The sequence below is a fragment of the Tropicimonas sp. IMCC34011 genome (assembly GCF_003390865.1).
In the GTDB taxonomy this organism is placed as follows: domain Bacteria; phylum Pseudomonadota; class Alphaproteobacteria; order Rhodobacterales; family Rhodobacteraceae; genus Tropicimonas_B.
In genome coordinates this window covers 198929-225549 of record NZ_QMEJ01000006.1, presented here as the reverse complement: position 1 = coordinate 225549, position 26621 = coordinate 198929, and the positions used below count along the sequence as shown (strand labels likewise).

Sequence of the window (26621 nt, the reverse complement as noted above, 5' to 3'; positions counted from 1 at the left end):
GAGCGGGGCTTCTTGTATCTAATGCCAGTACGGCGTCAGGCGGCGCGCGGTCCTGCGGGAGCGCTCAGCCGTCCATCTTCAACGCGTTGATGAAGGCTTCCTGCGGGATCTCTACCTTGCCGAACTGCCGCATCTTCTTCTTGCCGGCCTTCTGCTTCTCCAGAAGCTTCTTCTTCCGGGTGGCGTCGCCGCCGTAGCACTTGGCCGTCACGTCCTTGCGCATGGCGGAGAGGGTCTCGCGGGCGATGACCCGACCTCCGATGGCCGCCTGGATCGGGATCTTGAACATGTGGCGCGGGATCAGCTCCTTGAGCTTCTCGCACATCGCACGGCCCCTGCCCTCGGCGCGGTCGCGGTGAACCATGATGGAGAGCGCGTCCACCGGCTCGTCATTCACCAGCACCTGCATCTTCACGAGGTTGTCCTCGCGGTAGCCCAGCATCTGGTAGTCGAAGGAGGCGTAGCCCTTGGTCACCGATTTCAGGCGATCGTAGAAGTCGAACACCACCTCGGCGAGCGGAAGGTCATAGACCACCATCGCCCGCGTCCCGGCATAGGTCAGATCCATCTGGATGCCGCGGCGGTCCTGGCAGAGCTTGAGCACGTCGCCGAGATACTCGTCCGGCACGAGAACCGTCGCCTTGATGCGCGGCTCCTCGATATGGTCGATCGTCGCCGGGTCCGGCATGTCTGCCGGATTGTGCAGTTCGGTCATCTCGCCGTCGCGGCTGTAGACGTGGAAGATGACGGAGGGCGCCGTGGTGATCAGCTCGATGTCGTACTCGCGCTCCAGCCGGTCCCGGATCACCTCGAGGTGCAGCAGACCGAGGAAGCCGCAGCGGAAGCCGAACCCGAGCGCGGCGGAGGTCTCCATCTCGTATGAGAAGGAGGCGTCATTGAGTGCAAGCTTCTCGATGGCGTCACGCATGTCGTCGAAGTCGTTCGTATCGACCGGGAAGAGGCCGCAGAACACCACCGGCACGGACGGCTTGAAGCCCGGCAGCGCGGTCTCGCATTGCCGCTTCTCCAGCGTGATCGTGTCGCCGACCCGCGTGTCCCGCACCTGCTTGATCGAGGCGTTGAGATAGCCGATCTCCCCCGGCCCGAGCGACGGAACCGAGGTCATGGCGGGGCGGTAGACGCCGACATCGTCGACGTCGTAGGTGCCGCCGGTCTTGATCATGCGGATGCGGTCGCCCTTCTTCAGGGTGCCGTCGATGATCCGCACGATGACGATGACGCCGAGATACTGGTCGTACTTCGAATCGACGAGCATCGCCTTCAGGGGCGCGTCGGGATCGCCGGCCGCAGGCGCCGGCAGGCGCTGCACGATGGCTTCGAGAACATCCGGAATGCCGAGGCCGGTCTTGGCCGAGATCTCCACCGCATCGTGCGCCTCGATGCCGATCACGTCCTCGATCTGCTCCTTCACGCGCTCGGGCTCCGACGCGGGCAGGTCGATCTTGTTGAGGACGGGGACGATCTCGTGGTTCGCGTCGATGGCCTGGTAGACATTGGCGAGGGTCTGCGCCTCGACGCCCTGGGTCGCGTCCACCACGAGAAGCGAGCCTTCGACGGCCTGCATCGATCGGGAGACCTCGTAGGCGAAGTCCACGTGTCCGGGTGTGTCGATCAGGTTGAGGACGTAGGTATGTCCGTCCTGCGCCGGATACTCGATGCGGACGGTGTTCGCCTTGATGGTGATCCCGCGCTCCCGCTCGATGTCCATCGCGTCGAGGAGCTGCTCCTTCATGTCGCGCTCGGCGACGGTTCCGGTCAGCTGGATCAGCCGGTCGGCCAGGGTGGATTTCCCGTGGTCGATATGGGCGACGATGGAGAAGTTGCGGATGCGCGAAAGCTCGGTCATCGCGTGGATATGCGGGCGTTTTGGCGCACGGTCAATGCCCTGCACATCCGGCCGCGGGACCTGCCGGGGGGCTTGCGGCGTTCGGCCTTGATACCGAAGCAGCACGGGAGCGGCCGATGGAGGAGTTGTGGAGCGCGGAGCGCGATTTCTGGCTGAGCGGCCAGAAGCATTACGCCGAGGCTATGTCCGAAGGCGCCGTGATGGTCTTTCCCGACCCGGTCGGCATTCTCACCGGCCGCGCCATCATCGAGGGGCTTCAGGCCGCGCCGCGCTGGTCCGAGATCGCGTTCTCGGAAGAATCGGCGCATGTGGAGGACGGCACCGCCGTTCTGGCCTACCGCGCCGAGGCAAGCCGGGAGGGGGGTGAGCCCTACCGCGCGCTCTGTACCTCCTGCTACCGCCGCTCGGAGGATCGCTGGTGCCTCGTCTCCCACCACCAGACCCCGGCGGATTAGGCGCTCAGCCCAGCATCGCGGGGATCAGGGACGCGACCATCAGGACTGCCATGGTCCGGTTGAAGAGCACCAGCCGCCGCCGGCTCGACAAAAGGCGCGTGGCCTGCTGCCCGATGACGGTCCACCCCGTGGTGGAGACGCAGCCCGCTATGGCGAAGATCAGCGCGATGCCGAGAAGCATGGGCAGGTCCTGCGCGCCGTAGGCCGCGACGACGGAGAGCGCGATGGCCCAGGCCTTGGGGTTCACCCACTGGAAGGCCGCCGCCTGGAAAAACGAGAGCGGCCGGCCCTTCTCGGCGCCCTCTTCCGGGGGAGCGGCGGTCGCAATCTTCCAGGCAAGATAAAGCAGGTAGGCGAAGGACACCGCCTTGAGGATCGCCGCCAGTGTCGGCAGCGCCTCGAACACCGCCGACAGCCCCAGCCCCATCGCCAGCACCATCAGCGGAAAGCCGAAAGCGACGCCGGCCATGTGCGGAAGCGTGCGCCGGAAGCCGAAATTGGCGCCCGAGGCGAGGAGCATCGTGTTGTTCGGCCCCGGTGTACAGGCGGAGGCCAGAGCGAACCCGAAGAGGGCAAGGAGGAGGTCGATTGGCATGCGCAATCTATGCCGCAACCCTCGTTACGGCACCAGAGGCTGCACATCGGCGCGAGCGATTAACGGAATCGTTGAAAATTGGCAGTATCTGGGGCACGACTATGGGCACGTTGATACGGCATCCCCGCGCAAAAGACGGGGGGCCCAACCGAACGAGGCGATGACATGAAGATTATCACGACAGCAGCGCTCTCGATGGCGCTGGCCCTGCCCCTTGCAACCACCATGCCCTCCGAGGCCGGTGCAAAGCAGATCGAGCGCGCCTGCATGACGGGCGAACGCCCCGGCTCCCGCCCGCTCTGCGGCTGCATCCAGCGTGTTGCGGACCAGATGCTGACCCGCGGCGATCAGCGGATGGCGTCCAAGTTCTTCAAGGACCCCCAGAAAGCGCAGGACACGCGTCAGTCCGGCCGGGCCGACCACAGCAGCTTCTGGCTTCGCTACAAGGCGTTCGGCAACACGGCCGCCTCCGTCTGCCGGAGCTGATACGCCCTTCGCGCGAATCACGCCGGTCGAATACGGGCGCGCCATTCCGCGTGACAGCGGGGCGCGCCTTTCGTCTTGCGTAAGGGCCTGACCGGCAGGACCGGTTGCCGACCCGCGAACCGGACGGGCCGTGCCGGGGCACGGCTGCGATCCCGGCACATGCCCTTGCGGAGCCGAAGCGCGGGCCGCAGCCCGCGGCTAATCAGAGGCTCGTGCAGATGTATTTCATCTCGAGGTAGTCCTCGATGCCGTGACGGCTGCCCTCGCGCCCGAGACCCGATTGCTTCACGCCGCCGAACGGGGCGACCTCGGTCGAGATGACGCCGGTATTCACGCCGACGATGCCGTATTCCAGTGCCTCCTGAACGCGGATGATCCGGGCATAATCGCGAGCATAGAAGTAGGCGGCGAGGCCGAAGATCGTGTCGTTGGCGAGGGCGATCGCCTCTTCCTCGGTCCTGAAACTGAAGATCGGCGCCAAGGGCCCGAAGGTCTCTTCCGTCGCGAAGGCCATGTCCTGCGTCGCGCCCGACAGGATCGTCGGCTGGAAGAACAGGTCGCCCTTCTCGTGGCCCGCGCCGCCCATGACGATCTCGGCCCCCTTGGACGTGGCATCCGCGATATGCGCCTTGACCTTGTCCACCGCCGCGCTGTCGATCAGCGGGCCGAAATCGGTGCCCTCCTCGAACCCGTCGCCGACCTTCATTTCCGAGAGCCGCGCCGCGAGCTTCTGCGAGAAGGCGTCGCGCACGCCTTCCTGGACATAGATCCGGTTGGCACAGACGCAGGTCTGGCCGTTGTTGCGGAACTTGCACATGATCGCGCCCTCGACCGCCGCATCCAGATCGGCGTCGTCGAAGACCAGGAACGGCGCGTTGCCGCCAAGCTCCATGGAACACTTCATCACCTGATCCGCCGCCTGCCGCAGCAGGATCCGGCCGACCTCGGTGGAGCCGGTGAAGGTCAGCTTGCGGACCGCGGGGTTCTCGCAGAACTCCTTGCCGATCTCGCTCGCGCTGTTCGACGGCAGCACGCTGAAAAGCCCCTTCGGCATTCCGGCCCGCTCGGCCAGGACCGCGATGGCCAGAGCCGAGAGCGGCGTCTGCGACGCGGGGCGCACGACGAATGCGCATCCCGCCGCGAGCGCGGGCCCGCACTTCCGGGTGATCATCGCGTTCGGGAAGTTCCAGGGCGTGATCGCCGCCGCGACGCCGATGGGCTGACGGATCACGGTGATCCGCTTGTCGGGCGCGTGGCCGGGGATCGTCTCGCCGTAGATCCGGCGCCCCTCTTCGGCGAACCACTCGATGAAGGACGCGCCGTAGGCGATTTCCCCCATCGATTCCTTGAGCGGCTTGCCCTGCTCGGCGGTCATGATCGCGGCGAGGTCGTCCTGCGCCGCCATCATGAGGTCGAACCACTTGCGCAGCACCTGGGCGCGATCCTTGGCGGTGCGCGCGGCCCATGCCGTCTGCGCCGCGTGGGCGGCGTCGATGGCGCGGGCGACGTCCGCGCGGGAGAGGTCGGCGACCTCGGCGATCGTTTCTCCCGTCGAGGGGTTGGTCACGGCGAACGTCTTGCCGCCCTCGGCGTCCGACCACTCCCCGGCGAGGAAGGCCTGCTCCCGCAAGAGGTCGGCATCGGACAGTCGGTTTTTCAGGGTGCTTGCAGCGTCGAGCATTCTTCGGCCCTCTCCAGGGGAAATCTTGGCAGGCAACCTAGCAGGGGACGTCCGCAATGCCAGCCGCCGCAGAAGGACCGGTCCGCTCCCCGCGTCAGGACAGATCGGACCAGCACGGCAGGGGATCGCCGGGGCGCGGGCGTGCGGCATGGACGCCCCGCGCAATGGCGCGGGCGAGGCAGGTCGCGGCGGCGTGGCCGAGGTCGAGCGCACCGATGACGGGATCTGGGAGCGACACCATCCCCGTCGCCGCGGCGAAGACCAGATCCCCGTCGAGCGGTGTATGGGAGGGGACGAGCGCGCGGGCCATGCCGTCATGCGCCGCGATGGCCATGCGCTGCGCCTGCGCCTGGGTGAGCTTCGCATCCGTCGCGACGATGGCGATCGTGGTGGAGGCGCCCTGCCCGCCGCCTGCCGCCCCGTCCGCCTTTGTCGCGGGGCGCGCCGCCGGATCCGAGGGGACCGCCGGCCCGAGCCCGCCGAACTCCCCGCCAATTTCCCAGGGTGCCGCGTAGAAGTGTCGCCCGCCATCCACGGTGGCGCTGCCCAGCGCGTTGACCGCGACCAGCGCCCCCACGGTCGCGCCCCAGGGCAGGACGAGGGAGGCGGAGCCGAGCCCGCCCATCGTTGTCGCCGTCATCGCGCCGAGCCCGGCGCCCTCGCGCCCGAGGTCGAACCTGGTCCCCGCCCCCTCGAGGGCAGCGCGGCCAAGGGCGGTATAGGGGCTCAGGGTCCAGTCCTTGTCCCCGCCATTCGCGAGGTCGAACAGGATCGCCGCGGGCACGATGGGCACGTGCTGCCCCGCCACCGCGAACCCCCGCCCTGCCGCACGCAATCCGGCCATGACGCCGCCCGCCGCATCGAGACCGAAGGCAGACCCGCCCGACAGGACCAGCGCGTCGACCTCCGTGACCAGCTTGTCCGGCGCCAGCAGGTCCGTCTCCCGCGTGCCGGGCGCGCCTCCCATGACGTGGACCGCCGCGGTGAAGGGCTGGTCGCCGGTGAGGACCGTGACGCCGGATTTCAGCGCGTCGTCCCCGGCATTGCCGACGAAGAGACCGCTCACGTCCGTGATGAGGTTGAGCGGCCCGGGCCGCGCCTTTGCGTTCATCCGGGGCGCCTCCGGCTGCCGGGGAAGGTACCGAGGCAGACGAGCCGGGCCGTTCCGTCCGGAAGAATGACAGAACCCCGTATCGCCTCGGGAAAGATCAGCACGAGCGCGGTGAAGAGCCCCATCGCATCCTCGATGGCCTCCGCCGTGGATACTTCGAATACATGGCGCAGGCGCGGTCCCGGATCGGCCTTGCAGATCACGTCCACCTCGCCGGGATCGATGCCGGGCATCGCATCGCCCAGATGCGCGAAGACAAGCGGCTGGCTGTCGAACTCGCCCATGTAAACCGTCACGTCCGCCGCCTGTCGCATAGCCTCAAAGGATCACCGGGACGACGCGGGCGCAAGGGGGCCGCGCAGCGGGGGAGCCGGGGCGGACGGACGTCACGTTCCCGGAGGCGTCTCTGGCGGACGTTTCGAGCGGCCGTCGACCGACAGCCGATCCCTCGGAAAGGACAGGCCGGACATCGCGAAGGAGATGAGATCGACGATCTTGCTCCGGAGCCCCTTCGGGCGGGGCTCGCCGCACTCGCTCGCATCCATTTCGGCGGCCTCCTCCGCCCCGTCCCCCGGCCCCTCGCTTCCGCCGGGCCGGGTCGCTTCGAGAAGGGACCGCGCGGCCTCGGCCTCCGCGTCCGGAACGAGGATCGGGATGGGCCCGAAGGCCATCGCGTTCATCGGCACGACCTGATGGAGGTTCAGGCCGGGGGTCAGAACGGTGAAGCCGGCACCTTCCAGCAGGGCGACGGCCATCGTGACCTCGAGCGGGTCATAGGCGGAGGCGACGCGCGCAAATCCGGTGAACCCTGACATTGCGAAGACTATCCTCAATCGGGGCGCCACCGGGAACGGTCCGTCCCGCAGCATCCTGAAAGGCAGATATAGACCGCACGCCCCGCTCTCCCAGCAGAGGGAACCCGCGCGCTACGGGCGGCGCAGCCGCGCCCCGTCTCCAAGTGCCGGTGCGGCGGCGAGCAGCTCCTGCGTGTAGGGATGCTGCGGATCGCCGAAGACGCGCTCCGCCGGACCTTCCTCCACGATCCGGCCCGATTTCATCACAACGACCCGGTCGGAGATCGCACGGACGACGGACAGGTCGTGCCCGATGAAGAGATAGGCGAGGCCGAGCTCGCCTTGCAGCCGCGCCAGAAGGTCCAGGATCTGCGCGCGGACGCGCACATCGAGGGCGGACACGGCCTCGTCCAGCACCACGAGCCGGGGCCTCGTCACGATGGCACGGGCGATGGCGATACGTTGCCGCTGGCCACCGGAGAATTCGTGCGGATACCGCCCGGCATCCTGCGGCGACAGGCCGACACGGGTCAGCACCTCTCGCACCCGCTCCATCCGCGCCTCCCCCGTCGGGGCATCCGGCACGAGGTGGAACGGCTCGGAGACCAGCCGGTGCACGCGCCAGCGGGGGTCGAAGCTGGCGAACGGATCCTGGAACACGATCTGAGCCCCGGCCCTGAGAGCGCCCGGGAAGGACGGGCCCATCGCCTGCCCGAAGAGCTCGATCCGTCCGGCGTCCAGTGGCTCGAGGCCGAGGATCGTGCGGGCGAGGGTCGACTTGCCGCAGCCGGATTCGCCGACGAGCCCCAGCGTCTCCCCCTCTGCCAGCGAGAACGAAACCCCGTCCACCGCACTCACCGGCGCACCGCGCCCGAAAAGCCCGCGGCGCGGGCCGGGGTAATGCCGCTCGGCACGATCGACGCGCAGGATCTCTCGTGTCGCCGCCGGGCCGGACCGGCGGGCCGGCGCATGGCCCGCCGCCTCCAGAAGCGCCTTCGTGTAGGGCTGGCGCGGCGCGCTCAGGACATCGGCGACCGGCCCGGCCTCCACGATCCGGCCGTCCTTCATCACGGCGACGTCGTCCGCAATGCGGGAGATCACCGCGAGGTCGTGGGAAATGAAGAGGCACCCCATCCCCTCTTCCCGCACGAGGCCGTACAAGAGATCGAGGATGCGCGCCTGCGTGGTCACGTCGAGGGCGGTGGTCGGCTCGTCCGCGATCAGCAGATCGGGACGAAGCGCGATGGCAAGGGCGATGCAGACCCGCTGGCGCTGGCCGCCAGACAGCTCGTGCGGGTAGCGCGAGAGGGGAAAGCGCTCCGGATCGAGGCCGACGCGGGCGAGCCGTTCGGCAGCGCGCTCCAGCGCTTCTCCGCGCCCCGCGCCGTGGATGCGCAGGGTCTCGGCAACCTGCCGGCCGATGGTCTGGACCGGGTTCAGGGCGGTCATCGGTTCCTGGAAGATCATCCCGACCTTCGCGCCGCGAACCCTGTTCAGCCGCCGCTCGGATGCTGTCACCAGATCCTCGCCGCCAAGCCGCACCGACCCCGCCAACCGCGCGTCTCCGGGCAGGAGCCGCATCACCGACAGCGCCGTCAGCGACTTGCCGGATCCGCTCTCGCCCACCAGCCCCAGCACCCTGCCCGGCTCCACCCTCAGCGACACGCCGGACAGGATCCGGGACGCACCGATATCGAGGTGTAACGCGTCGATCTCCAGCAGGCTCATAGCGCGTCCCGCCTCAGGCGCGGATCGAGCATGTCCCGCAATCCGTCCCCCATCAGGTTGAGGCCCAGGACCGTGAGGACGATGGCGAGGCCGGGCAGGACGGCGAGACGGGGATCGGCGTAGAAGTAGGTCTGCGCCTCGGCCAGCATCCGCCCCCAGGAGGGAACCGGCGGCTGCGCCCCGAGGCCGATATAGGACAAAGCCGCCTCGGCGAGGATGCCGAGGGAGAACTGGATGGTCGCCTGGACGATCAAGAGGTTCGCGATATTGGGCAGGATGTGCTCGGCGGAGATGCGCGCCGCGCCCTTGCCTGCCGCCCGCGCGGCCATGATGAAGTCCCGCGGCCAGATCGACAGCGCCCCACCCCGCGCCACGCGGGCGAAGACCGGGATGTTGAATATGCCGATGGCGATGATGGCGTTGATGGCGGAGGGGCCGAGGACGGCGGTGATCAGGATCGCGATGACGAGGGACGGAAACGCGAAGATCAGGTCGTTCCCCCGCATCACCACCTCGTCGAGGAGCCGCCCCCGTCCGGCAGCGGCGAGAAGCCCCAGCGGCACGCCGATCCCGGCTCCGATCCCCACCGCCACGAGCGCGACCGCGATGGAGGTCCGGGCGCCCGCCATCAGGAGCGAGAGGACGTCCCGCCCGAGGTGATCCGTTCCGAAAAGATACCCCCCGCCCGGCGCCTGCAGCTTTTGCGATACCGCGATCTGGGTCACGTCATGCGGCGTCCAGACGAAGGAGACGAGCGCGGCCAGTGCGAACACCGCCGTCAGCGCGGCGCCCACCCCAAGCTGGACCGGAACCCTCATGCCCGCCGCCTCAGCCGCGGATCGGCAAGAGCGTAGGCGAGGTCCACCGCGAACGTGACGAGGATGACGGAGAAGACGAGCAGCATGACCACGCTCTCGACCACGATCAGGTCCCGCTGGGTGATGCCCTGGAAGATCAGCCGCCCGAGGCCGGGAAGGTAGAAGACGTTCTCGATGATCACCGCGCCCGCCAGCAGGAAGGAGAACTGGAGCCCGACGATGGTGAGAACGGGGATCAGAGCGTTGCGCACCCCGTGGCGACGCACCGCCTGCCCCTCGCTCAGGCCCTTGGCGCGGGCGGTGCGGATGTAATCCTGCGACAGCGTCTCGATGAGCGCGGAGCGCATTACGCGGGCGAGGATGGAGGCCTGCGGAAGCGCAAGCGCGATGGCCGGGAGGGTCAGCGCCCGAAGTCCGGGCCATAGACCGCCCTCCCATCCCGGAAATCCGCCTGCCGGAAAGAGGGGGACAAGGATCGCGAAGGCGACGACGAGGAGCATGGCGAACCAGAAATTCGGCACCGCGATGCCGATCTGCGTCGCACCGATCACCGCCCAGTCCGCAGGGCGGCCCCGGCGGGACGCGGCGAGAATTCCGACGGGAAGCGCCACGAATGTGGAGAGCGCGAGGGCGTAGAGCGTCAGCGGGACGGACACCCACAAGCGCTGTGCCACCAGCTCCGCCACGGGCACGCGGTAGGTATAGGAGATGCCGAAGTCGCCCCGGACCATGCCGGACGCCCAGCCGAGATACCGCTCCACGATCCCGCCGCCGAGGCCCAGTTCCGCCCTCAGGGCCGCCGCCGCCTCGGGGGACGCGCCCATGCCCATCATGTAGGAGACCGGATCGCCGGGAATGACCTCGATCACGAGGAAGATGGCGATGCTCGCCGCAACGAGCGACAGCACCAGCGACAGCAGGCGTGAGGCGACGAAGCGCAGCATGGCCTCAGGCTAGCGCCGGAGCACGGCCGGGGCCATCCCGCCGGCATGGGTGCGGTCTCACGCCCCCTCGCTCTCACCGCCGGACGCCTTGGCCTTCTCCATCCTCGCTGCGAATTCCTTGCGCAGGGACTGGCGGACATTGGCCGCGCGCCAGCGGCGGTCGTCGTTCTCGGTCTCGATCTCCAGCGCGGGCACCTCGATCGGGCGGCCGAGCTCGTTCACCGCGACCATGGTGAAATAGCAGGAGTTGGTGTGCCGCCGCGTGCCTTCCCGGATGTTCTCCGCCTCGACGCGGATGCCGATCTCCATCGAGCTGCGGCCGGTATGGTTGACCGTGGCGCGGAAGGTGACGAGCTCGCCCACGAGGATCGGCTCCTTGAACGTCACCTGATCGACCGAGAGCGTCACGACATACTTGCCCGAGTACCGCGAGGCGCAGGAGAAGGCGACGCGGTCGAGAAGGTTTAGAAGCGCACCGCCATGCACCTTGCCGCTGAAATTCGCCATGTCCGGCGTCATCAGCTCCGTCATCTCCAGCGTCTTGTCGCGCGTCATCCGGATCCCCTTCACCTTTGCCCGGGAAACAGATCCGGACAGGCCGGCTTCGATTACAGGCCCCTCGCTCATTTTGAAAGTCCCGCCTGCAAGGGGTCCGTGGCGGCGCGCGTCCAGGGCGGGGGAGACGGCCCGGCCGCGGGAAGGAGTTGCCCGATGGCCGGCGGCCCCCTACGCTTCAGGCCCAGCCGGCCGCGATCCGAGCGCAGGAGCGGGGCCGTTTCCGAGGAACAGGGCCAATGACCATCGCGACGCGGCACGCTCCCCTGGTCGACACGGCGCCGATGCATGCACGGCAGCGGCCGGTCGAGGAGTTCTCCAGCACGATCCGCGAAATCTGCGGAAATTTCGGCATCGAGCCCAGCCTTCGGGGGCAAGGTCTCGTCGCCGGGACGGCCTCCCGCCTGCACCTGTCGCGGTTCGAGACCGCGGTGGTCTCGTGCGACGCCGAACGGGTGATACGGGACGCGCGGATGATCCGCGACGATCCCGGCGGGCACCTCTTCCTCATCGTGCAGGACAAGGGGATCTGCCGCATCCACCAATCGGGCAAGTCGCACCTGCTCGAGCCGGGAGACATGTTCCTCGTCGATTCCGCAGAGCCCTCCGATTTCGTCTATGCAGGTCAGCACGCCCGGCAGGTATCCCTCCACCTGCCGCGGGAGGAGATGCTGCATCGCTTCGGCCCGGCCTGCACCGGGGGGCTCGGGATCGACCGGGACGACCCCCTCTTCCTCGCCATGCGGGCGGTCCTCGCCAAGCTCTTCATGGAAGACGGCGTGGCGGCCCCGCATCTCGGCGAAGCGCTCCTCAGCCTTCTCGGTGCATACCTCCGCTGCATCGAGACCCAGACCGGCATGGCGGAGAAGCGCGAGGAGGCGGTGCTCTCCCGCGCGCTGGCGATCATGGAGCGGCGCTGTCACGATGCCGGCTTCGGCCCGGCCGAGCTCGCGGACGATCTCGCTGTCTCCCCCCGCACGCTGCAACGCCATTTCTCGGCTCTCGGCGAAACGGCGAGCGAGCGGCTGATGGCGATCCGGCTCGACATGGCGCGCGCCCGGCTCGAGGCGCCCGCCTCCCGCGGGGACAGCGTCTCGACCATCGCCTTTGAGGCAGGCTTCAACGATCTGTCCTACTTCTACCGCACGTTCCGCAAACGCTTCGGCGTCTCTCCGGGCGCGGTCAGGCCGCCCGTGTCGCCCTAGGCCATCTCATATGGCGCCGGAGTCCAAGACCAGACCCGTCGCCTCCCTAGACTGCTCCCCAGGAGGAGCCCGCATCGCGGCGGGCCCGATGCTTTGGGAGGAGCATGAATGCTGAGTTTCGAGCTGACCATCGACGGGAAGGCCCATGCCACCGGCGAGACCTTCGATGTGCTGAACCCCTCCACGGGTGAGGTCGCCGGACGTGCGCCGATTGCCGGCAAGGCGGAGCTGGATGCAGCCGTGGCCGCCGCCGAGCGGGCCTTCAAGACATGGTCGCAGACGGCCGATGACGAGCTGAAGGCAGCCTGCGAAGCGGTCACGGCGAAGATCGCGGAGCATGCCGATGAGCTGGCGCAGATCATCACGGCCGAGCAGGGCAAGCCGCTCAACGGCCTCGGCTCGCGCTGGGAAGTCGGCGGCGCGCAGGCCTGGGCGGGCTACACTGCCGGCCTCTCCCTGCCGATGAAGGTGCTTCAGGACAACAACGAGGGCCGCGTCGAGCTGCACCGCAAGCCCGTCGGCGTCGTCGGCTCGATCACGCCCTGGAACTTCCCGCTGATGATCGCGATCTGGCACGTCATCCCGGCGCTTCGGACCGGCAACACCGTCGTCATCAAGCCCTCGCCGCTGACGCCGCTGTCCACGCTCCGGCTGGTGCAGATCATGAACGAGGTGCTGCCCGCCGGCGTCGTCAACGTCGTCACGGGCGACGACGGGGCCGAGAACCTCGGCGGCCTGATGTCCGCCCATCCCGGCATCGCCAAGATCGTCTTCACCGGCTCCTGCGCCACCGGCCAGAAGGTCATGCGCTCCGCCGCGGAAACGATGAAGCGCCTGACGCTGGAACTCGGCGGCAACGATGCGGGCATTGTCCTGCCGGACGCCGACCCGGCGCAGATCGCCGAAGGCCTCTTCTGGGGCGGCTTCATCAACAACGGCCAGACCTGCGCCGCGATGAAGCGCCTCTACGTGCACGAGAGCATCCACGACGAGGTCTGCGCGGCCCTCGTGGAATTCGCGAAGACGATCCCGGTGGGGGACGGGATGGACGAGGGCTCCATCCTCGGTCCGGTCCAGAACCGGATGCAGCACGAGAAGCTCTCCCGCCTCGTCGCAGAGGCCAGCGAAAAGGGAGACGTGCTGCTCGGCGGCGCGCCCGGAGAGGGCCTGTTCTTTCCGCCCACCCTCATCGCCGGGCTGCAGAACGGCGATTCCCTCGTGGACGAGGAGCAGTTCGGCCCCGCCCTGCCCATCATCAAGTACAGCGACGTGGAGGACGCGATCGCGATGGCCAACGCCAATCCCGCCGGCCTCGGCGGCTCCGTCTGGTCGAGCGACATCGAGGCGGCCCGCAAGGTCGGCCAGCGCCTCGAATGCGGATCCGTCTGGATCAACAAGCATGGCATGGTCCAGCCGAACGCCCCCTTCGGCGGCGTGAAGGCCTCCGGCATCGGCGTCGAGTTCGGCGAGGAGGGACTCGAGGAATACACCAACATTCAAGTGCTGTTCAGCTGAACGGCTATAACAGGGAGACCGCAATGAGACTGAGATCACTTCTTGCCGGCAGCGCGGCGACGCTGCTGATCGGCGCGACCGGCGCCATCGCGCACCCGCTCGACGGCCTGTCGGGCGAGGAATACGGGCGGATAGGCGAGATCCTCCGCGATGCCGAGATCGCCACGGACGAGACGCTCTATCCGCTGATCGAACTGATCGAGCCGGAGAAATCGGCCGTCCTCGATTGGGAAGAGGGCGACGACCTCGCCCGCCGCGCGATGGTCCACATGAGCGCCCCGGACGGCGACGGGTTCGTCGAGGCGACCGTGAACCTCACCACCGGCGAGGTGGAAAACACCGAGCCCGTCACCGGACAGCCGATGATCCTGTTCCAGGAATTCGTCTCGGCGATGGAAGGCGCGCTCTCGCATCCGGACATGGTGACCGGCCTCGAGTCCCGCGGCCTGACGCCCGAGGATGTCTTCTGCCTGCCGCTCACCGCCGGCAACTTCTTCACCGGCGAGGAAGACGGCAACCGCCTGATGAAGGTGCCGTGCTACCTCAACCCCGAGGGCTCCAACTTCTACGCCAAGCCCGTGGAAGGCCTCTTCGCCGTGGTCGACCTGAACACCGGCGAAGCGATCCGCGTGGTCGACGAGGGCAACGTGCCGATCCCGGAGGATCCCTGGGGGTACACCGAAGAGGAGATCGCCGAGCGCATGGAGCTGCGCCCGGCCGGCAATCCCGCCAAGCTCTCCCAGGAGGGCGGGCCCAACTTCACCATGGACGGCAGTCAGGTCGAGTGGGACATGTGGCGCTTCCGTCACCGCATCGACAAGCGCCCCGGCCCGGTCCTGTCGCAGATCGAGGTGCGCGACGGCGACGAATGGCGCTCCGTGCTCTACCAGGCGCATCTCTCCGAGGTCTTCGTGCCCTACATGGACCCCACGTCCGGGATGTACTGGCGGACCTACATGGACAGCGGCGAATACGGCTTCGGCCTCTTCCTCACGCCGCTGACGCCGGGCGTCGATTGTCCCGAATACGCCACCTACATGCCGGCGCTCATCGCCGACGACATGGGCAACCCGCTGGAGATCCCGGACGCGATCTGCATCTTCGAGCGCAACATCGGCGATCCCGCCTGGCGGCATTACGAGGTCTTCGCCCAGACACCGGACCACCCGGTCCCCGCCGAGGGGCGCCCGGCCACCGAGCTCGTCTATCGCACCGCCTCCGAGGTCGGGAACTACGACTACCTGATCGACTACCGGTTCGAGCAGAACGGCCAGATGCGGATCATGATCGGCGCCACCGGCCTCGACGCGGTCAAAGGCGTTGCCACGGAGCACCTGGACGACGAGACCGCTGCCGAGGATACCGAATGGGGCACCCTCATCGCTCCGAACCTCGTGGCCTCCAACCATGACCACTACTTCAACTTCCGCCTAGATTTCGACATCGACCAGCCGGTGAACGAATTCGCCACGCTGGACATCGTGCCGGCGGAGATTTCCGCGGACAGCCCGCGTCGCTCGATGTGGGAAGTGCAGAAGTCGGTTCCGGCCTCGGAAATGGAAGCGCGCTATCGCATCAGCGCCATGAACAAGCGGTACTTCACGATCTACAACACCGATCGCGAGGGACCGCTGGGGCATATCCCGTCCTACATGATCCACCACGGCAGCATCGCCTACGGGCCGTACGACTTCGAGAACGATCCCCCGATGAAGCGCAACGCCTACATCGAGTACTCGGTCTGGAACACGGTCTACGATCCCGAGCAGCGCTATGCCGGCGGCAAGTTCGCCCTGCAGAGCGACGGCTCCGACACGCTGGCCGAGTGGGTGAAGGAGGACAAGCCGCTCGCGGGCGAGGACGTGGTGACGTGGTTCACCGCAGGCTTCCACCACATCCCGCGGCTGGAGGACTGGCCGGTGATGTCGACCGAATGGAAGCAGGTCCACATCATCCCGAACAACTTCTTCTCGCTGAACCCCGCGATCAACACCCGCAGGGACTGACGGAAGAGGCAGACCGGTGAGCGAGGGCGCGCGGGAAACACCCGCGCGCCCTTTGCCATTCCTGGGACCGGCGCGCCTCCTTCATCTTTCTAGAAATACCCCCGCCGGAGGCGGTCCCGGACCGAAAGAGGGGCGCGCCGGGCCGCACGGACTCCGCGCACCCGCCCTTGACAGCATCCGCCCCGTCCACGTCTTCTAAGTGAGTCCGATGCAAAGGGACCCTCGACATGCCGGAGCCGTGGCACGGGCGCCTGCGACCGCTCTTCGAAAACGCCCCGTCCCTAGCGTTTTTCGCACTGCTGCGGCAGACCGGGGACCTTCGGATCGCCGGGTGGTGCGGCGCCCTGCTCGCGGCAATCGTCTCGGCCGCCTACCTGTCGCGCCGGCTCCGGCCGCACCCGATCGTCCTTGGGATCAACCTCTACCTTATCGTGATCACGCCTCTTGCCGAAGGGATGCTGCTTCTCGGCCGGGACGCTCTGGCGGACAGCCTCGTTGCGCAGTCGCAATCTCTGGTCCTCGTCGCGATCTTCGCGACGGGCCTTGTCCTGACATTGCGTGAGGGCGGCGGCTTCGTCGGCGTCCCCGGGCCGGACGCCCGTCGCCGGTCGTTGATCCTGCTCGCCGTCAGCCTCGCCGGGATTGTCTGGACCTTCACGGCCGAGGCGACGCGCTTCGTCGAGACCGGCCTGCCGATCCTCGCCCTCTTCGCCACCCGCCACGTCCTCATCGCGCGCTCAGGCGGGCAAAGCGGGCTCCATGTCCTCGCCCTCGCAGCGCAAGGGCGGGAGCCGGAACCGGGGGCCTGACCCGTCAGATCGGCACGCTGCCCACGCTCGCGCCGCCGCAGACATAGAGCGTCTGCCCCGTCACGAAGCCGTTCAGCGGATCGCAGAAGAAGAGGAACGCGCGGGTCACGTCGTCCACGGTTCCGAGGCGCCCCACCGGGATGCGGCGGGCCAGATCGTCCTCCTGCTGGCTGCCCTTCTCGACGATACCCCAGAAGTTGTCCGTCAGGATCGGTCCCGGTGCGACCACGTTCACCGTGATCCCGTACGGCGCCAGTTCGAGAGCCCATGTCCGCGCCATGCCGATCATGCCGGCCTTGCTCGCGCCATAGGCCGTCCGCGTCGCGGCCCCGAGCGCCGCGCGGGAGGAGTTGAACATCACCCGCCCGAAGCCCCGCGCCTTCATCGCCGGCAGGAAGGCCTGTACGAGCGTGAGCGCGGAGCCGAGATGCAGCTGCGCAAGGCCGGTGATGTCGGACGGCTTCGCCTCCTCGACGAGGTTCGGCCAGATGACGCCGGCATTGTGGACGAGATGCGTGACCTCGTGCCGCGCCGCGATGTCCGCCGCCGCGCGCTCCACCGCCTCGGGATCGAGAAGGTCGCATTCGACATGCTCGAGCCCCTCCATCTCCGTCTCCGGCGCATTGCGTGCGACGGAGATCACCTTGTAGCCCTCTTTCAGGAGCCGCTTCGCGAGATCGGCGCCGATCCCCTTGTTTCCGCCCGTGATGACGGCCGTGTACCCGGTCATGCGCTGTCCTTCTCGATGAGCGCCAGCACCCTCAGGGGGCTGCCGGTGCCGTTCCTGATCTTGAGAGGTGCGGCCATGAGGACCGCGCCGGTCGGCGGCAGACGGTCCAGCCCCTTGAGGCACTGCAGACCGTACTTGCCGGCACCGTGGAGCGTGTGATGCGCCGGAAACGGCGGATCGTAATGGCTCCCCTGCCCGGCATCGGTGCCCACCGTCTCGGTGCCGAAGCCGCGGATGTTCCGCTCCTCGACGAGAAGGCGGATCGCGGCGGGGGTCGGCCCCGGCGAATGGGCGCCGTCCTCGCGCAGGTTGATGTAGGCCGCGCCCGTGCGCTTGGACCAGTCGGTACGCATCAGGACCCAGGCATCTTCGGGGATGCGGCCGTGCCGGGCCTCCCACGCCTCGATCACATCGGGGGTCAGTTCGTAGTCCTCGTCACCTGCCGCCCCCTCCGAGCAGTCGATCACGCAGACCGGCCCGACGAAGGCGGAGGGCGGGATCTCGTCCACGCTGCCGTGGGGGACGTTGCGGCCGGAAATCCAGTGGGACGGCGCATCGAAATGAGTGCCGGTATGCTCGGACATGGAGATGTCGTGCCATTTCCACGACGGCCCGCGGTGATCGTAGGCGGAGATCTCCTCCATCCGGAACCGCGCGCATTGGCCGAATTCTGGTGGCAACACGATGACCGGAAAGTCGGGATCGAGGGTGTGGGTCAGGTCCACCACCTCGACATCGCCGCCGGAGAGGGCAAGCGCCAGGTCCGCAAGCACGCTCATGTTGCGCCTCCTGTCAGTTCTCGTTCGAGGACCTTTGGGTTCTGCCTCCAGCGGTCGCGCAGGTCGCGGGCGACGTCGCCGCACCAGACCTCCTCGAGACCGTCCTGCAAGCCCTCGACCACCGAGCGGGCAATGGCGCCGCCGGTGACCTTGGGTGGCGGAACCGCCTGGTGCCAGTCGTCCTCGGTGGGACCGGCGAAGACGTTGAGGACCCTGAGCCCGCCCGGCCGAAGGTCCGCTCGGAGGGTTTGCGACAGCGACAGCGCCGCGGCATTCGCGGCGGAAAAGGTGCCGTAGGCGGGGTCGCTCGAGAGGGCGTGCGCCGACAGGATGTTGACCCAGGCGACGGCGCTGCGGACCCCGTCGCTCCCCCGTGCGCGCATCGCGGGCCCGAAGGCCTGCGCAAGCCGCATCAGCCCGAAATAGGCGACCTCCATCTCCTGCCGCGCGAAGCCGGGATCGCCGCCGAGGAGCCCGCCCGGCCGCACGAACCGGGCATTGTTGATCAGGATGTCCGTCTTGCCGCCGATCTCGCCGGCCAGGGTCTCCACCGAGGCGGTGTCGGTCACGTCGAGCGGCAGGAGCGTCACGCCCTCCATCGCCGCGAGCCGCTCCCGCCCCGGCCAGGGCCGCCAGCCTTCCGCCTCGCCCACCATGATCTCCGCCGCGCCGGCGGCGAGGAGCGCGCGGGCAAGCGCGGGCGCGGTGTCCTGACGGGCATCGGTGATGAGAATGCGCCGGTGCTTCGGGTCCGCCGTCAGCTCGCGGAGCTGGGGGTCGTCGGCCATGTTCGGGGTCTCCTCCATCGGCAGCGCCATCAGGACGCCTTGCCCGGCCCGGTCGAGCCGGCTTGTCAGCCGCACCCGCGCGCCCCGCTCGCAATCGCCATGGACATGCACGACGATCGAGGGCCCGGCATCGAGCCGCACCGTCCCCGTCCGCCACGGCACCCGGTCGCGGAAGTAGAGATTGGGCGAGGCGCGCACGACGGTATCGGCCAGAAGCGTGCCCACAGGATCGGTGTCCCTCCAGGGCAGGTCCACCGAGAGGCAGGCATGGCAGGCATCGCGCGGCGGGTACTGCACCCTGCCGCATTCCGCGCAGTGCTGGAGCGCGAAGCGCCCCTCGGCGGCCGCGGCGGTCAGGCCCATCGCGGCGCGGCTGCGCGCCTCTGGCGGCAGGGCGGGGACGCGGAGCGGCGTCTGCGGGTTCGTCTTCGAAGGGCGCGAGAGGGGATCGCTCATGCCGCGCCTCCATCCAGAACCGCCGCGCCGGAGCACAGGCCGCGGTCGTAGTTGATCATCCCGAAGCCCGAGACGAGGGCGCGCCGGGCGCCCGGAACCTGCGTCGGCCCCGCCTGCCCCGTCACCTGCCGGAGCGCCTCGACGAGGCCGATGAAGCCCCCTGCCGCGCCCGCCTGCCCTGCCGAGAGCTGCCCGCCGGAGGTGTTGTGCGGCAGATCGCCGGTCACGGTCAGGTCCCGCCCGCGCAGGAAGGCCGGCGCCGCGCCCTTGGCGCAGAAGCCGAGATCCTCGAATTGCATCATCGAGATCACCGGGTAGTCGTCGTAGGTCTGGACGAGATCCATGTCCTCGGGCCCCGCGCCGGCCATCTCCCAGAGCTCGGGCGCATCCATCGCCCAGCCCCCGCGGAGCTGCATCGGATCATCGGGGAATGCGTTGTGCCGCTCGATGGTGGCGGCGAGATGCGCATGGGGCAGCCCCCGGCGCTCCGCCTCCTCCTGCCGCATCACCAGAAGCCCCTCCGCTCCGGCGCAGGGCATCACGCAGTCGAAGAGCGCGATCGGATCGGCGATGGGGCGCGCGGCGAGATACGCCTCGAGGCTCAGCGGCTTTCGCATGATCGCCTGCGGGTAGCGCAGGGCGTTCTGCCGCTGCGCCACGCAGATCCGCCCGAAATCCTCGCGGGTCGCGCCGTACTCCTGCATGTAGCGGTCCGTCAGCAGCGCGAACATCGCGTTCGGCCCGCCGTAGCCATAGGGATAGGCCGCATCCATCGCGAAGCGGGAGAAGCTGGACAACAGCTTGCGGAAGCTGTCGATCTGGTTGGTGTCCCCCGCGATGCAGGCGACGATATCGGCGTCGCCCGCTTGGACCGCCCGCGCCGCCCGGCGCAGCGCCACCACGCCGCTCGCCCCGCCCATCGGGATGCTGTCGAGCCAGCGCGGGGTCAGCCCGAAATGCTGGGTGAGGCCGACGGGGGTGTCCGGAAACAACGTGAAGGAGGCGACCGAGAAGCCGTCGATCTCCTCCTTGGCGAGGCCCCCGGCGTCCAGCGTCCCCTTCAGGGCGCGGGCGAGCCAATGATGCGCCGTCTCGGTCGAGTAGCGGACGTACGGAACGCTGCAGGGCGCGGCGAGAACGACGCCGTCATAGGGCCGGCGCCGGCTCATGCCGTCTGCCGCTTCTTCAGGGCGCGGGTATCGGCGGTGGCGGGATCGGCGAGCAGCTCCGCGGCGAGGGATTTCAGCGCCGCCCGCTGGATCTTGTTGGTCGCGGTCAGGGGCAGCTCCTCCACGAAGGCGATGTAGCCCGGCACCTTGTAATAGGCGATCCGCTCCAGCGCCCAGGCGACGATCTCCTCCGCCCGCGCCCCGGATCCGCCCGCCGCCACGATGCAGGCGAAGACCTCGTCGCCCCTCACCTCGTCCGGCACGGCGGCCACGCCGACGGCGTCGATGCCGGGGTGCCGCATCAGCACCGATTCCACCTCCACGGCGGCGATGTTCTCGCCCGAGCGGCGGATGACGTTCTTCTTGCGGTCGACGAAGACCATGTCCCCCGACGGCTCCTGGCGGACGATGTCCCCGGTGTGGAACCAGCCGCCCTCCCAGACCGAGGCGGTCTCCCCGGGGTTCTTCCAGTAGCAGGTGAAGAAGCCGTGGCGGGGATCGGCGCCCGCGCGCCGCACCAGCAGCTCCCCCGGCGCGCCGGGATCGACCGGCGCTCCGTCCTCGCCCGCGATCAGCACCTCGAGATCCGGGCCGGGGCGCCCGAAACAGGCCTCCCCCACCCGGCGAGGCTCCCGGTTGGCCGCGATCACGGCGCCCGCTCCCGTTTCCGTCATCGCCCAGGCTTCCATCAGCGGAAAGCCGAAGCGGGCTTCGAACGGGGCGTGCAGCTTGGGATCGACGCCCGCGCCGAAGCCGAAGCGCACCTTGTGGTCCCGGTCCCCTGGCCCCTCCGGCGCGCCCATCAGCATGGACGGCATGACGCCGAGATAATGCAGGCAGGTGGCCTCGCTCTCGCGCACCGAGGCCCACCAGCTCCGGGGGTGGAACCGGTCGAGCGCGATCAGGCAGCCACCGACAGCCATCATCGCCATGAAGGAATAGGCCATCGCGTTCATGTGGAAGATCGGCAGCGGCGTCAGCATCCGCTCGCCCGCCCCGTCCACCTCGTCCCGCAAAGCGCAGACCCCGCCGGCCCCGGCATACCACCGGCCGGCCTCGAGGAAGTACGTGTTGGGCAGGACGCAGCCCTTGGGCCGGCCCGTGGTGCCCGAGGTATAGAGCATCGCCGCCTCGCGATCCTCGAGCGCACCGCCCGCGTCGAAGACAGGCGTCCCGCGCGGCGCCGGCAGCGGCTCTCCCGGGGAGGCCACGCCGAATGGCACACCCGCAGCCTCGCCCGCCGCCCGCAGCTCGTCCGCGCGGGAGGGGACCGCGATGGCGAGCGCCGGCTCCGCATGGGCGGCCATGTATTCGAGCTCCGCCGCGCGCAGATCGGGGTTCACCGGCACCACGGAGAGCCCCAGCGCGTTCAGCGCCAGCCAGTAGAGGAAGAAGTCCGGGCGGTTCTCGAGAAGCAGCATCACCCGCTGCCCGGCCCGATACCCCGCCGCCTCGAACGCCGCGCGTAAGTCCTCCACCCGCTCCGCCGCGGCGCGATACGTCATCTCCCCCGGCGCGATCCCGTAGATCCCGGCCGTCTCCGGCAGAACCTGCAGGACAGGCCGCTCCGCCCACCGCTCCGCCGCCGCCGAAAAAGCCGCCGAGACGCTCTTCCCCTCGACCGGCCTCATGGCAGGAGCTGGATATTGCCGAAGGGCGCATCGCAATTCAGAAGATCGACCCGCTTGCGCTCGATCCTGAGCGCGCCGTCTTCCAGAACGAGATGGTGCTGTGCGGTACAGGCCAGCATGAACTGCTCGTCCATCCGCGTCTCGACGTAGTGCATCTGCGTCTTGGTGACGTACCGCCCGGCCTCGTGATCCATCTCGTCCACGAAGGGGCGCTGGATCACGTGATGGCAGCGGCTCTTGGGCTTCTGGCTGAAGGTGCGGGCGCCGTTCAGCCGGTCGACCCGGAGGCGGAGCATGAACTGATCTTCGTACATCAGGGAAGTTTCGTGGATCGGATCCTCCTGCCTGTAGTCGAGCGGCATCCAGTAGATCCCGTCCTTGCACCAGAGCTTGAGCCACTCGTCGAACCGGCTCTCGTCCAGCATCCGGACCTCCTCGTAGAGAAAGTCGATCAGATCGTCCTTCGTGAGATTGCTCATTCCGCGGCCTCCAGGGCTTCGGGCATGCTGGCCGTCATGAACTTCACCCAGGCGTGGAACTGGTTTCGCATCTGCCGCTCGGTGGTGCCGTTCTCGACCGCTTCCTCCTCGAAGTTCTCCCCTTCCTCGAAGAGGCGCTGGATGTTCACCCATTCGAGCCCGTCGGCGGCGAGACCCTCCTGTGCGCGCTCGTACATCTCCAGATCGTCGTGGCCGACGATGGAGGTCGGCGCATTGATCATGCGGTTGTACATCGCCGTGCGCGCCACCAGCTCGTCCGGGGCATCGACGAGGCGGAAGATCCAGCTCTCGACCAGCGTTTTGTCCGGGCCGAGGGGGATGAAGTTCCGCAGCTGCTGGATCGGCCCCTTGATCATGATGTTGGGGAAGTAGACCGTGTTGTGCCGGTTCTCGCCGAGGATCTCCTTCGCACGCTCCTCCCCGTAGGCCTCAGTCATCTGCTCGAAATAGCCCGGGATCTCCGAGTAGTCCGAATGGATGGAATGGTGCACGCCGGTATGGCCATGGCCGTTCGGCCAGGTGCGGATGCCCATCTCCTCGAAGAATTCATAGGGGCTCATGAAGGGAGCGATGATCTGCATCGCGGGGGGCTTGGGCGTGCCCTCCGGCATGTCCATCTCTTCCCAGATCTGCACCGCGGTCCCGGCCGAGCTTTCGTGCGCAACCATCGGATGGCAGGTATCCGTCTGGTTCTCGACCAGCATCTTCCAATTGCAGCGATGCATGTAGCGCAGGGGCTGCCCGGCGACTTTGAGGCGCCCGGCGGGGGAGCGGTCCACCATGTTGTCGAAGGAGGAGAGGCTGTCGCCGAAGTACTCCTCGAACGAGATCCCCTCCTCGGCGAGCCGCGCGAAGACGAAGCCGCGATAGGTGTGAACGGCGCCGACCGCCTTCATGCCCTTCGCGCTTTCGGTCTGATCGAGACCGGTCCCGTTGTATCCCTTCTTCAGCGGGATCGCGAGAAGGCAGCCATCTGTCTTGAAGGACCAGGCATGGTAGGGGCAGCGGAAGAACTTGCCGGTGTTTCCCTGCCGGTCGATGGCGATCTTGGTGCCCTTGTGGGGGCACCGGTTGTACAGAACCTTCACCTCGCCATCCGAGTGGCGCACCATGATGACCGGCTGATCGCCGATCTGGGTGGTGTAGTAATCGCCCTTGTTCGGCACCTGGCTGTCATGGCCGACCCAGACCCAGGTATTCGCGAAGAGATGATCCATCTCGAGGCGGAAAACTTCGGGATCGATGTAGACGTCCCTGTGCACCTGATAGGGCGTGACGAGCCCTTCGACGGCGCTGCGGCTGGTGTAGCGTGTCATCGTGCGGTCCTCCTCAAAGATCCAGTTTCAGGCGGGCGGACCTGGCGCGGCTCACGCAGATCTGCATGACCTTGCCCCCGGCGCGCTCCTCTTCCGACAGAACGACGTCCCGGTGATCCGGCTCGCCCTCCAGAACGTCGGTCTGGCAGATGCCGCAATCGCCGCGCTGGCAATCGTAGATCAGGTCCTCGCCCTCCTCCTCCAGCACGTCGATGATGCTGCGACCGGGCGGAATGGTGTAGACCTTGCCGCTGGAGGCGATCTCGACCTCGAAGGCCGTGTCCCCCTCCTGATCCGCCGGCGCGTCGAACAGCTCGAAATGGATGCGCCCGGACGGAATTCCGGCGGCTTCGGCGGCGGAGCGGGCGGCCTCGATCATGGGCTTCGGGCCGCAGACGTAGAGATGCGCGCCATCCTCGGCCCCCTCGACGAGGCCGGAAAGATTCAGCGGCCCGCCGGCCTCGTCGTCGAAATGAAGGGAGACGCGGTCACCGTGGAGCTCTGCGAGCCGGTCCGTGAAGGCGGCGGCGCCCCGGTCCCGCATGGCGTAGTGCAAGCGGTACGGGCGGCCGGCGGACTTGAGCGCCGCGGCCATGGAGATCATCGGCGTGATCCCGATACCGCCCGCGATCAGCAGCGACGGCGCATCGTCCGTCGCAAGCGGAAAGTCGTTCATCGGAGCGCCGGCGGTGACGGTATCGCCCTCGCTGAGACCATGCATGTAGGACGAGCCGCCGGTGCTCTCCTCCTCGAGGCGAACCCCGAAGCGATAGCTTTTCGGTGCCGCGCATTCCCCCTCGAAGTCGATCAGGCTGTAGGACCGCGTCGTGCCGTCCGGCAGGTGAATTTCCATGTGCGCGCCGGCGTCATAGGGGGGCAGCGCGTCGCCGCCCGCAGAGACGAGGACAACCGAGCGGATACGCTCCGCCGGCGCGTCGATGCTCTCCACTTTCAGATCGATAGACGTCATTTCGCCTCCCGTTGCGACTGCTTCGTGGGCACTTCTGACTGGAAGCATGAAATATCATGCAATGATCCGTCAAGGTTCAAGCATGAAAAGATGCAAAAACATGTTTTCCTTGTCAGATCCGAAATCCGTCGCTTACGCTTGGGCAAAATATCGCAACAGGGAGCGAACAAAATGAACCGAATCATGAGCCACCTGACCCTGGGCGCCATCGCGCTCGCGGCCCTCACCGGAAGCGCTGCGGCGCAGGAAACGACGCTGCGCCTGTCGAACTGGCTGCCCGCTTCCCATGCCATCGTGAAGGACATCGTGATGCCTTGGGCCGAGCAGGTCGAGGAGGCGACGGACGGCCGCGTTGCGGTTCAGATCCTCGATGCCCCGCTCGGGCCCCCGCCCGCGCATTTCGACCTCGCCGCAACCGGTGCGTCGGACCTCACTTTCGGCGTTCACGGCTACACGCCGGGCCGGTTCGCCCTCACCGACATCGCCGAACTGCCGTTCCTCACGCCGAGCGCCGAGGCGCTGTCCGTCGGCCTCTGGCGGCTGCACGAGTCCATGCTGGCCGAGCAGAACGAGCATGCCGGGGTCAAGGTTCTCGGTCTCTGGGGGCACGGGCCGGGCCACCTGTTCACCACCGGCGGCGACGTGACCCCGCTGTCTGAACTGGAGGGCTCCAAGGTCCGTGTCGCGGGCGCCGTGACCAACCAGCTCGCGACGGAGATGGGCATGGTCCCGCTTCAGGCGCCCTCCCCGCAGACCTACGAGGTCCTGTCGGGCGGCGTCGCGGACAGCATCTTCTTCCCCTACGAGTCGATCCTGTTCTTCAACCTCGACTCGCTCATCGAAAAGGGCTTCCGGGTGCCCGGTGGGCTTTACAACGTGTCGTTCTTCTTCGTGATGAACGAAGGCAAGTGGGACAGCCTGTCCGAGGAGAATCAGGCCGCCATCGACAGCGTGTCGGGCGAGGCTCTGGCACGGATGGCCGGTCAGGCCTGGGATGCGGTGGATGCAGAGGGGCTCGCGGCGCTCGAGGGCAGTGTGGAGTTCCACGACGCCACGGACGAGGAGATGGAGGAGATCCGCGCCGAGGCGCAGGCGATCTACGACACCGTCCGCGAGAAGGTCGAAGCCAAGGGCGTGGACTTCGACGCCGCCCTGCAGATGCTCGAAAACGAGACCGCCAAGGTCGCGGCCGAATGAGCCTGTCCGAACCTGACGCAGGGCGCCGCGCGCGCGCCCTGCGCTCCAGCTTCCGCCGCATCACCGCCGTCCTGACCGGGGTGATGCTGCTGGCGCTGACCGGCGTGACCCTCGTCGACGTGCTCGGCCGCTACTTCTTCTCGAGCCCCCTTCCGGGCGCGACCGAGATGACCGAGCTTCTCGTGATGGCCGTGGTCTTCGCCGGACTGCCCGCGATCTGCCTCGATGACGGGCACATCACGGTGGACCTCTTCACCGCCAATCTCGGGGGACGGGCCGCCGCGATCCAGACCGCCGCCGCCCGCCTCGTCGGTGCCGTCATTCTCGCGCTCGTGGCCTGGCAGCTCTGGGAGCATGGCAGCCGCCTTGCCTCCTACGGCGAAACGACGATCTACCTGCGCTTCCCGCTCGGCCCGGTGGCCAAGGCCGCCAGTGTCCTGTGCGCCGCCTCTGCGCTCCTCCTTCTCGCCATGACCCTGCTGCGCCTGCCCAAGGGCACCTCCGAGGACATCTGAC

Annotated in this window: 26 protein-coding genes; 8 read left to right on the top strand and 18 right to left on the bottom strand. The window is 68.0% G+C overall.

All coding sequences use genetic code 11. The features are described from left to right. Positions 1 to 64: 64 nt before the first annotated feature. Positions 65 to 1867 (bottom strand): translation elongation factor 4, encoded by a 1803-nt coding sequence (lepA, locus tag DQG15_RS17680; RefSeq protein WP_116087644.1) that lies wholly within the window; start codon positions 1865 to 1867, stop codon positions 65 to 67. Between the two features lie 116 nt (positions 1868 to 1983). Here lepA and DQG15_RS17675 point away from each other — a divergent pair, with 116 nt between their 5' ends. After that, entirely contained in the window at positions 1984 to 2322 is a 339-nt protein-coding gene (locus DQG15_RS17675) for a nuclear transport factor 2 family protein (protein WP_116087642.1), read from the top strand. A 4-nt stretch (positions 2323 to 2326) separates the two neighbouring features. Here the strand turns inward: DQG15_RS17675 and DQG15_RS17670 are convergent, their stop codons facing one another. After that, a complete protein-coding gene (locus DQG15_RS17670; protein WP_116087640.1) occupies positions 2327 to 2917 on the bottom strand; it encodes a LysE family translocator in 591 nt (196 codons plus the stop codon). Positions 2918 to 3082: 165 nt separating this feature from the next. Between DQG15_RS17670 and DQG15_RS17665 the strand changes: the two genes are divergently transcribed. Next, positions 3083 to 3403 carry a hypothetical protein gene (locus DQG15_RS17665; RefSeq protein WP_232830916.1) on the top strand — a complete coding sequence of 107 codons (321 nt, stop codon included), beginning with the start codon at positions 3083 to 3085 and terminating at the stop codon, positions 3401 to 3403. Positions 3404 to 3605: 202 nt separating this feature from the next. Here the strand turns inward: DQG15_RS17665 and DQG15_RS17660 are convergent, their stop codons facing one another. From DQG15_RS17660 to DQG15_RS17625, 8 genes are all read right to left on the bottom strand, one after another. Beyond that, positions 3606 to 5084: an NAD-dependent succinate-semialdehyde dehydrogenase gene (locus DQG15_RS17660; RefSeq protein WP_116087638.1), complete on the bottom strand. Its 1479-nt coding sequence runs from the start codon at positions 5082 to 5084 to the stop codon at positions 3606 to 3608. 94 nt (positions 5085 to 5178) lie between these two features. Beyond that, entirely contained in the window at positions 5179 to 6195 is a 1017-nt protein-coding gene (locus DQG15_RS17655; RefSeq protein WP_116087636.1) for a P1 family peptidase, read from the bottom strand. Next, positions 6192 to 6509: a hypothetical protein gene (locus DQG15_RS17650; protein WP_116087634.1), complete on the bottom strand. Its 318-nt coding sequence runs from the start codon at positions 6507 to 6509 to the stop codon at positions 6192 to 6194. Before DQG15_RS17650 ends, DQG15_RS17655 begins: the two co-directional genes overlap by 4 nt. A 72-nt stretch (positions 6510 to 6581) precedes the next feature. Then, complete coding sequence (locus tag DQG15_RS17645) at positions 6582 to 7010, bottom strand: putative signal transducing protein (protein WP_116087632.1); 429 nt, start codon at positions 7008 to 7010, stop codon at positions 6582 to 6584. A gap of 111 nt (positions 7011 to 7121) precedes the next feature. Further along, positions 7122 to 8717 carry an ABC transporter ATP-binding protein gene (locus DQG15_RS17640; protein ID WP_116087629.1) on the bottom strand — a complete coding sequence of 532 codons (1596 nt, stop codon included), beginning with the start codon at positions 8715 to 8717 and terminating at the stop codon, positions 7122 to 7124. Further along, positions 8714 to 9535 carry an ABC transporter permease gene (locus DQG15_RS17635; protein ID WP_116087627.1) on the bottom strand — a complete coding sequence of 274 codons (822 nt, stop codon included), beginning with the start codon at positions 9533 to 9535 and terminating at the stop codon, positions 8714 to 8716. Before DQG15_RS17635 ends, DQG15_RS17640 begins: the two co-directional genes overlap by 4 nt. Continuing rightward, positions 9532 to 10479 carry an ABC transporter permease gene (locus DQG15_RS17630; RefSeq protein WP_116087625.1) on the bottom strand — a complete coding sequence of 316 codons (948 nt, stop codon included), beginning with the start codon at positions 10477 to 10479 and terminating at the stop codon, positions 9532 to 9534. The genes DQG15_RS17635 and DQG15_RS17630 overlap by 4 nt, the downstream gene beginning before the upstream one ends. Positions 10480 to 10536: 57 nt before the next feature. Next, entirely contained in the window at positions 10537 to 11034 is a 498-nt protein-coding gene (locus tag DQG15_RS17625; protein WP_116087729.1) for an acyl-CoA thioesterase, read from the bottom strand. A 239-nt stretch (positions 11035 to 11273) separates the two neighbouring features. Between DQG15_RS17625 and DQG15_RS17620 the strand changes: the two genes are divergently transcribed. The 4 genes from DQG15_RS17620 to DQG15_RS17605 all read left to right on the top strand — a co-directional run bounded on the left by DQG15_RS17620 (position 11274) and on the right by DQG15_RS17605 (position 16569). Further along, complete coding sequence (locus DQG15_RS17620; RefSeq protein ID WP_198665189.1) at positions 11274 to 12239, top strand: helix-turn-helix domain-containing protein; 966 nt, start codon at positions 11274 to 11276, stop codon at positions 12237 to 12239. Positions 12240 to 12347: 108 nt separating this feature from the next. Continuing rightward, a complete protein-coding gene (locus DQG15_RS17615) occupies positions 12348 to 13754 on the top strand; it encodes an aldehyde dehydrogenase family protein (protein ID WP_116087623.1) in 1407 nt (468 codons plus the stop codon). Between the two features lie 23 nt (positions 13755 to 13777). Continuing rightward, the gene (locus DQG15_RS17610) at positions 13778 to 15760 is read left to right on the top strand and encodes a tyramine oxidase (protein ID WP_198665188.1); all 1983 of its coding nucleotides are present in this window, start codon (positions 13778 to 13780) and stop codon (positions 15758 to 15760) included. A 227-nt stretch (positions 15761 to 15987) separates the two neighbouring features. Further along, positions 15988 to 16569 (top strand): hypothetical protein, encoded by a 582-nt coding sequence (locus DQG15_RS17605; protein WP_116087621.1) that lies wholly within the window; start codon positions 15988 to 15990, stop codon positions 16567 to 16569. Between the two features lie 4 nt (positions 16570 to 16573). Here DQG15_RS17605 and DQG15_RS17600 read toward each other — a convergent pair whose 3' ends face one another. From DQG15_RS17600 to DQG15_RS17565, 8 genes are read right to left on the bottom strand one after another with little or no spacing between them, the layout of a single operon-like run. After that, complete coding sequence (locus DQG15_RS17600) at positions 16574 to 17299, bottom strand: SDR family NAD(P)-dependent oxidoreductase (RefSeq protein WP_116087618.1); 726 nt, start codon at positions 17297 to 17299, stop codon at positions 16574 to 16576. Then, entirely contained in the window at positions 17296 to 18078 is a 783-nt protein-coding gene (locus DQG15_RS17595; RefSeq protein WP_116087616.1) for a cyclase family protein, read from the bottom strand. Before DQG15_RS17595 ends, DQG15_RS17600 begins: the two co-directional genes overlap by 4 nt. Then, complete coding sequence (locus DQG15_RS17590) at positions 18075 to 19322, bottom strand: SDR family oxidoreductase (protein WP_116087613.1); 1248 nt, start codon at positions 19320 to 19322, stop codon at positions 18075 to 18077. The genes DQG15_RS17595 and DQG15_RS17590 overlap by 4 nt, the downstream gene beginning before the upstream one ends. Then, positions 19319 to 20491 carry a thiolase family protein gene (locus DQG15_RS17585; protein ID WP_116087611.1) on the bottom strand — a complete coding sequence of 391 codons (1173 nt, stop codon included), beginning with the start codon at positions 20489 to 20491 and terminating at the stop codon, positions 19319 to 19321. Before DQG15_RS17585 ends, DQG15_RS17590 begins: the two co-directional genes overlap by 4 nt. Next, positions 20488 to 22122 carry an AMP-binding protein gene (locus DQG15_RS17580; RefSeq protein WP_116087610.1) on the bottom strand — a complete coding sequence of 545 codons (1635 nt, stop codon included), beginning with the start codon at positions 22120 to 22122 and terminating at the stop codon, positions 20488 to 20490. Before DQG15_RS17580 ends, DQG15_RS17585 begins: the two co-directional genes overlap by 4 nt. Beyond that, positions 22119 to 22601, bottom strand: a complete 483-nt coding sequence (locus DQG15_RS17575) for an aromatic-ring-hydroxylating dioxygenase subunit beta (protein ID WP_116087608.1) — start codon at positions 22599 to 22601, stop codon at positions 22119 to 22121. Before DQG15_RS17575 ends, DQG15_RS17580 begins: the two co-directional genes overlap by 4 nt. Continuing rightward, on the bottom strand, positions 22598 to 23938 hold the full coding sequence (locus tag DQG15_RS17570; RefSeq protein ID WP_116087606.1) for an aromatic ring-hydroxylating dioxygenase subunit alpha: 1341 nt from the start codon (positions 23936 to 23938) through the stop codon (positions 22598 to 22600). Before DQG15_RS17570 ends, DQG15_RS17575 begins: the two co-directional genes overlap by 4 nt. Positions 23939 to 23951: 13 nt before the next feature. Further along, on the bottom strand, positions 23952 to 24908 hold the full coding sequence (locus DQG15_RS17565; protein ID WP_116087603.1) for a PDR/VanB family oxidoreductase: 957 nt from the start codon (positions 24906 to 24908) through the stop codon (positions 23952 to 23954). Between the two features lie 171 nt (positions 24909 to 25079). Between DQG15_RS17565 and DQG15_RS17560 the strand changes: the two genes are divergently transcribed. Together DQG15_RS17560 and DQG15_RS17555 are read left to right on the top strand one after the other, a co-directional pair. After that, positions 25080 to 26105, top strand: coding sequence for a TRAP transporter substrate-binding protein (locus DQG15_RS17560; RefSeq protein WP_116087601.1), 1026 nt, complete (start codon positions 25080 to 25082; stop codon positions 26103 to 26105). Then, positions 26102 to 26620: a TRAP transporter small permease gene (locus DQG15_RS17555; RefSeq protein WP_116087599.1), complete on the top strand. Its 519-nt coding sequence runs from the start codon at positions 26102 to 26104 to the stop codon at positions 26618 to 26620. Before DQG15_RS17560 ends, DQG15_RS17555 begins: the two co-directional genes overlap by 4 nt. The last annotated feature ends 1 nt before the right edge of the window (position 26621 follow it).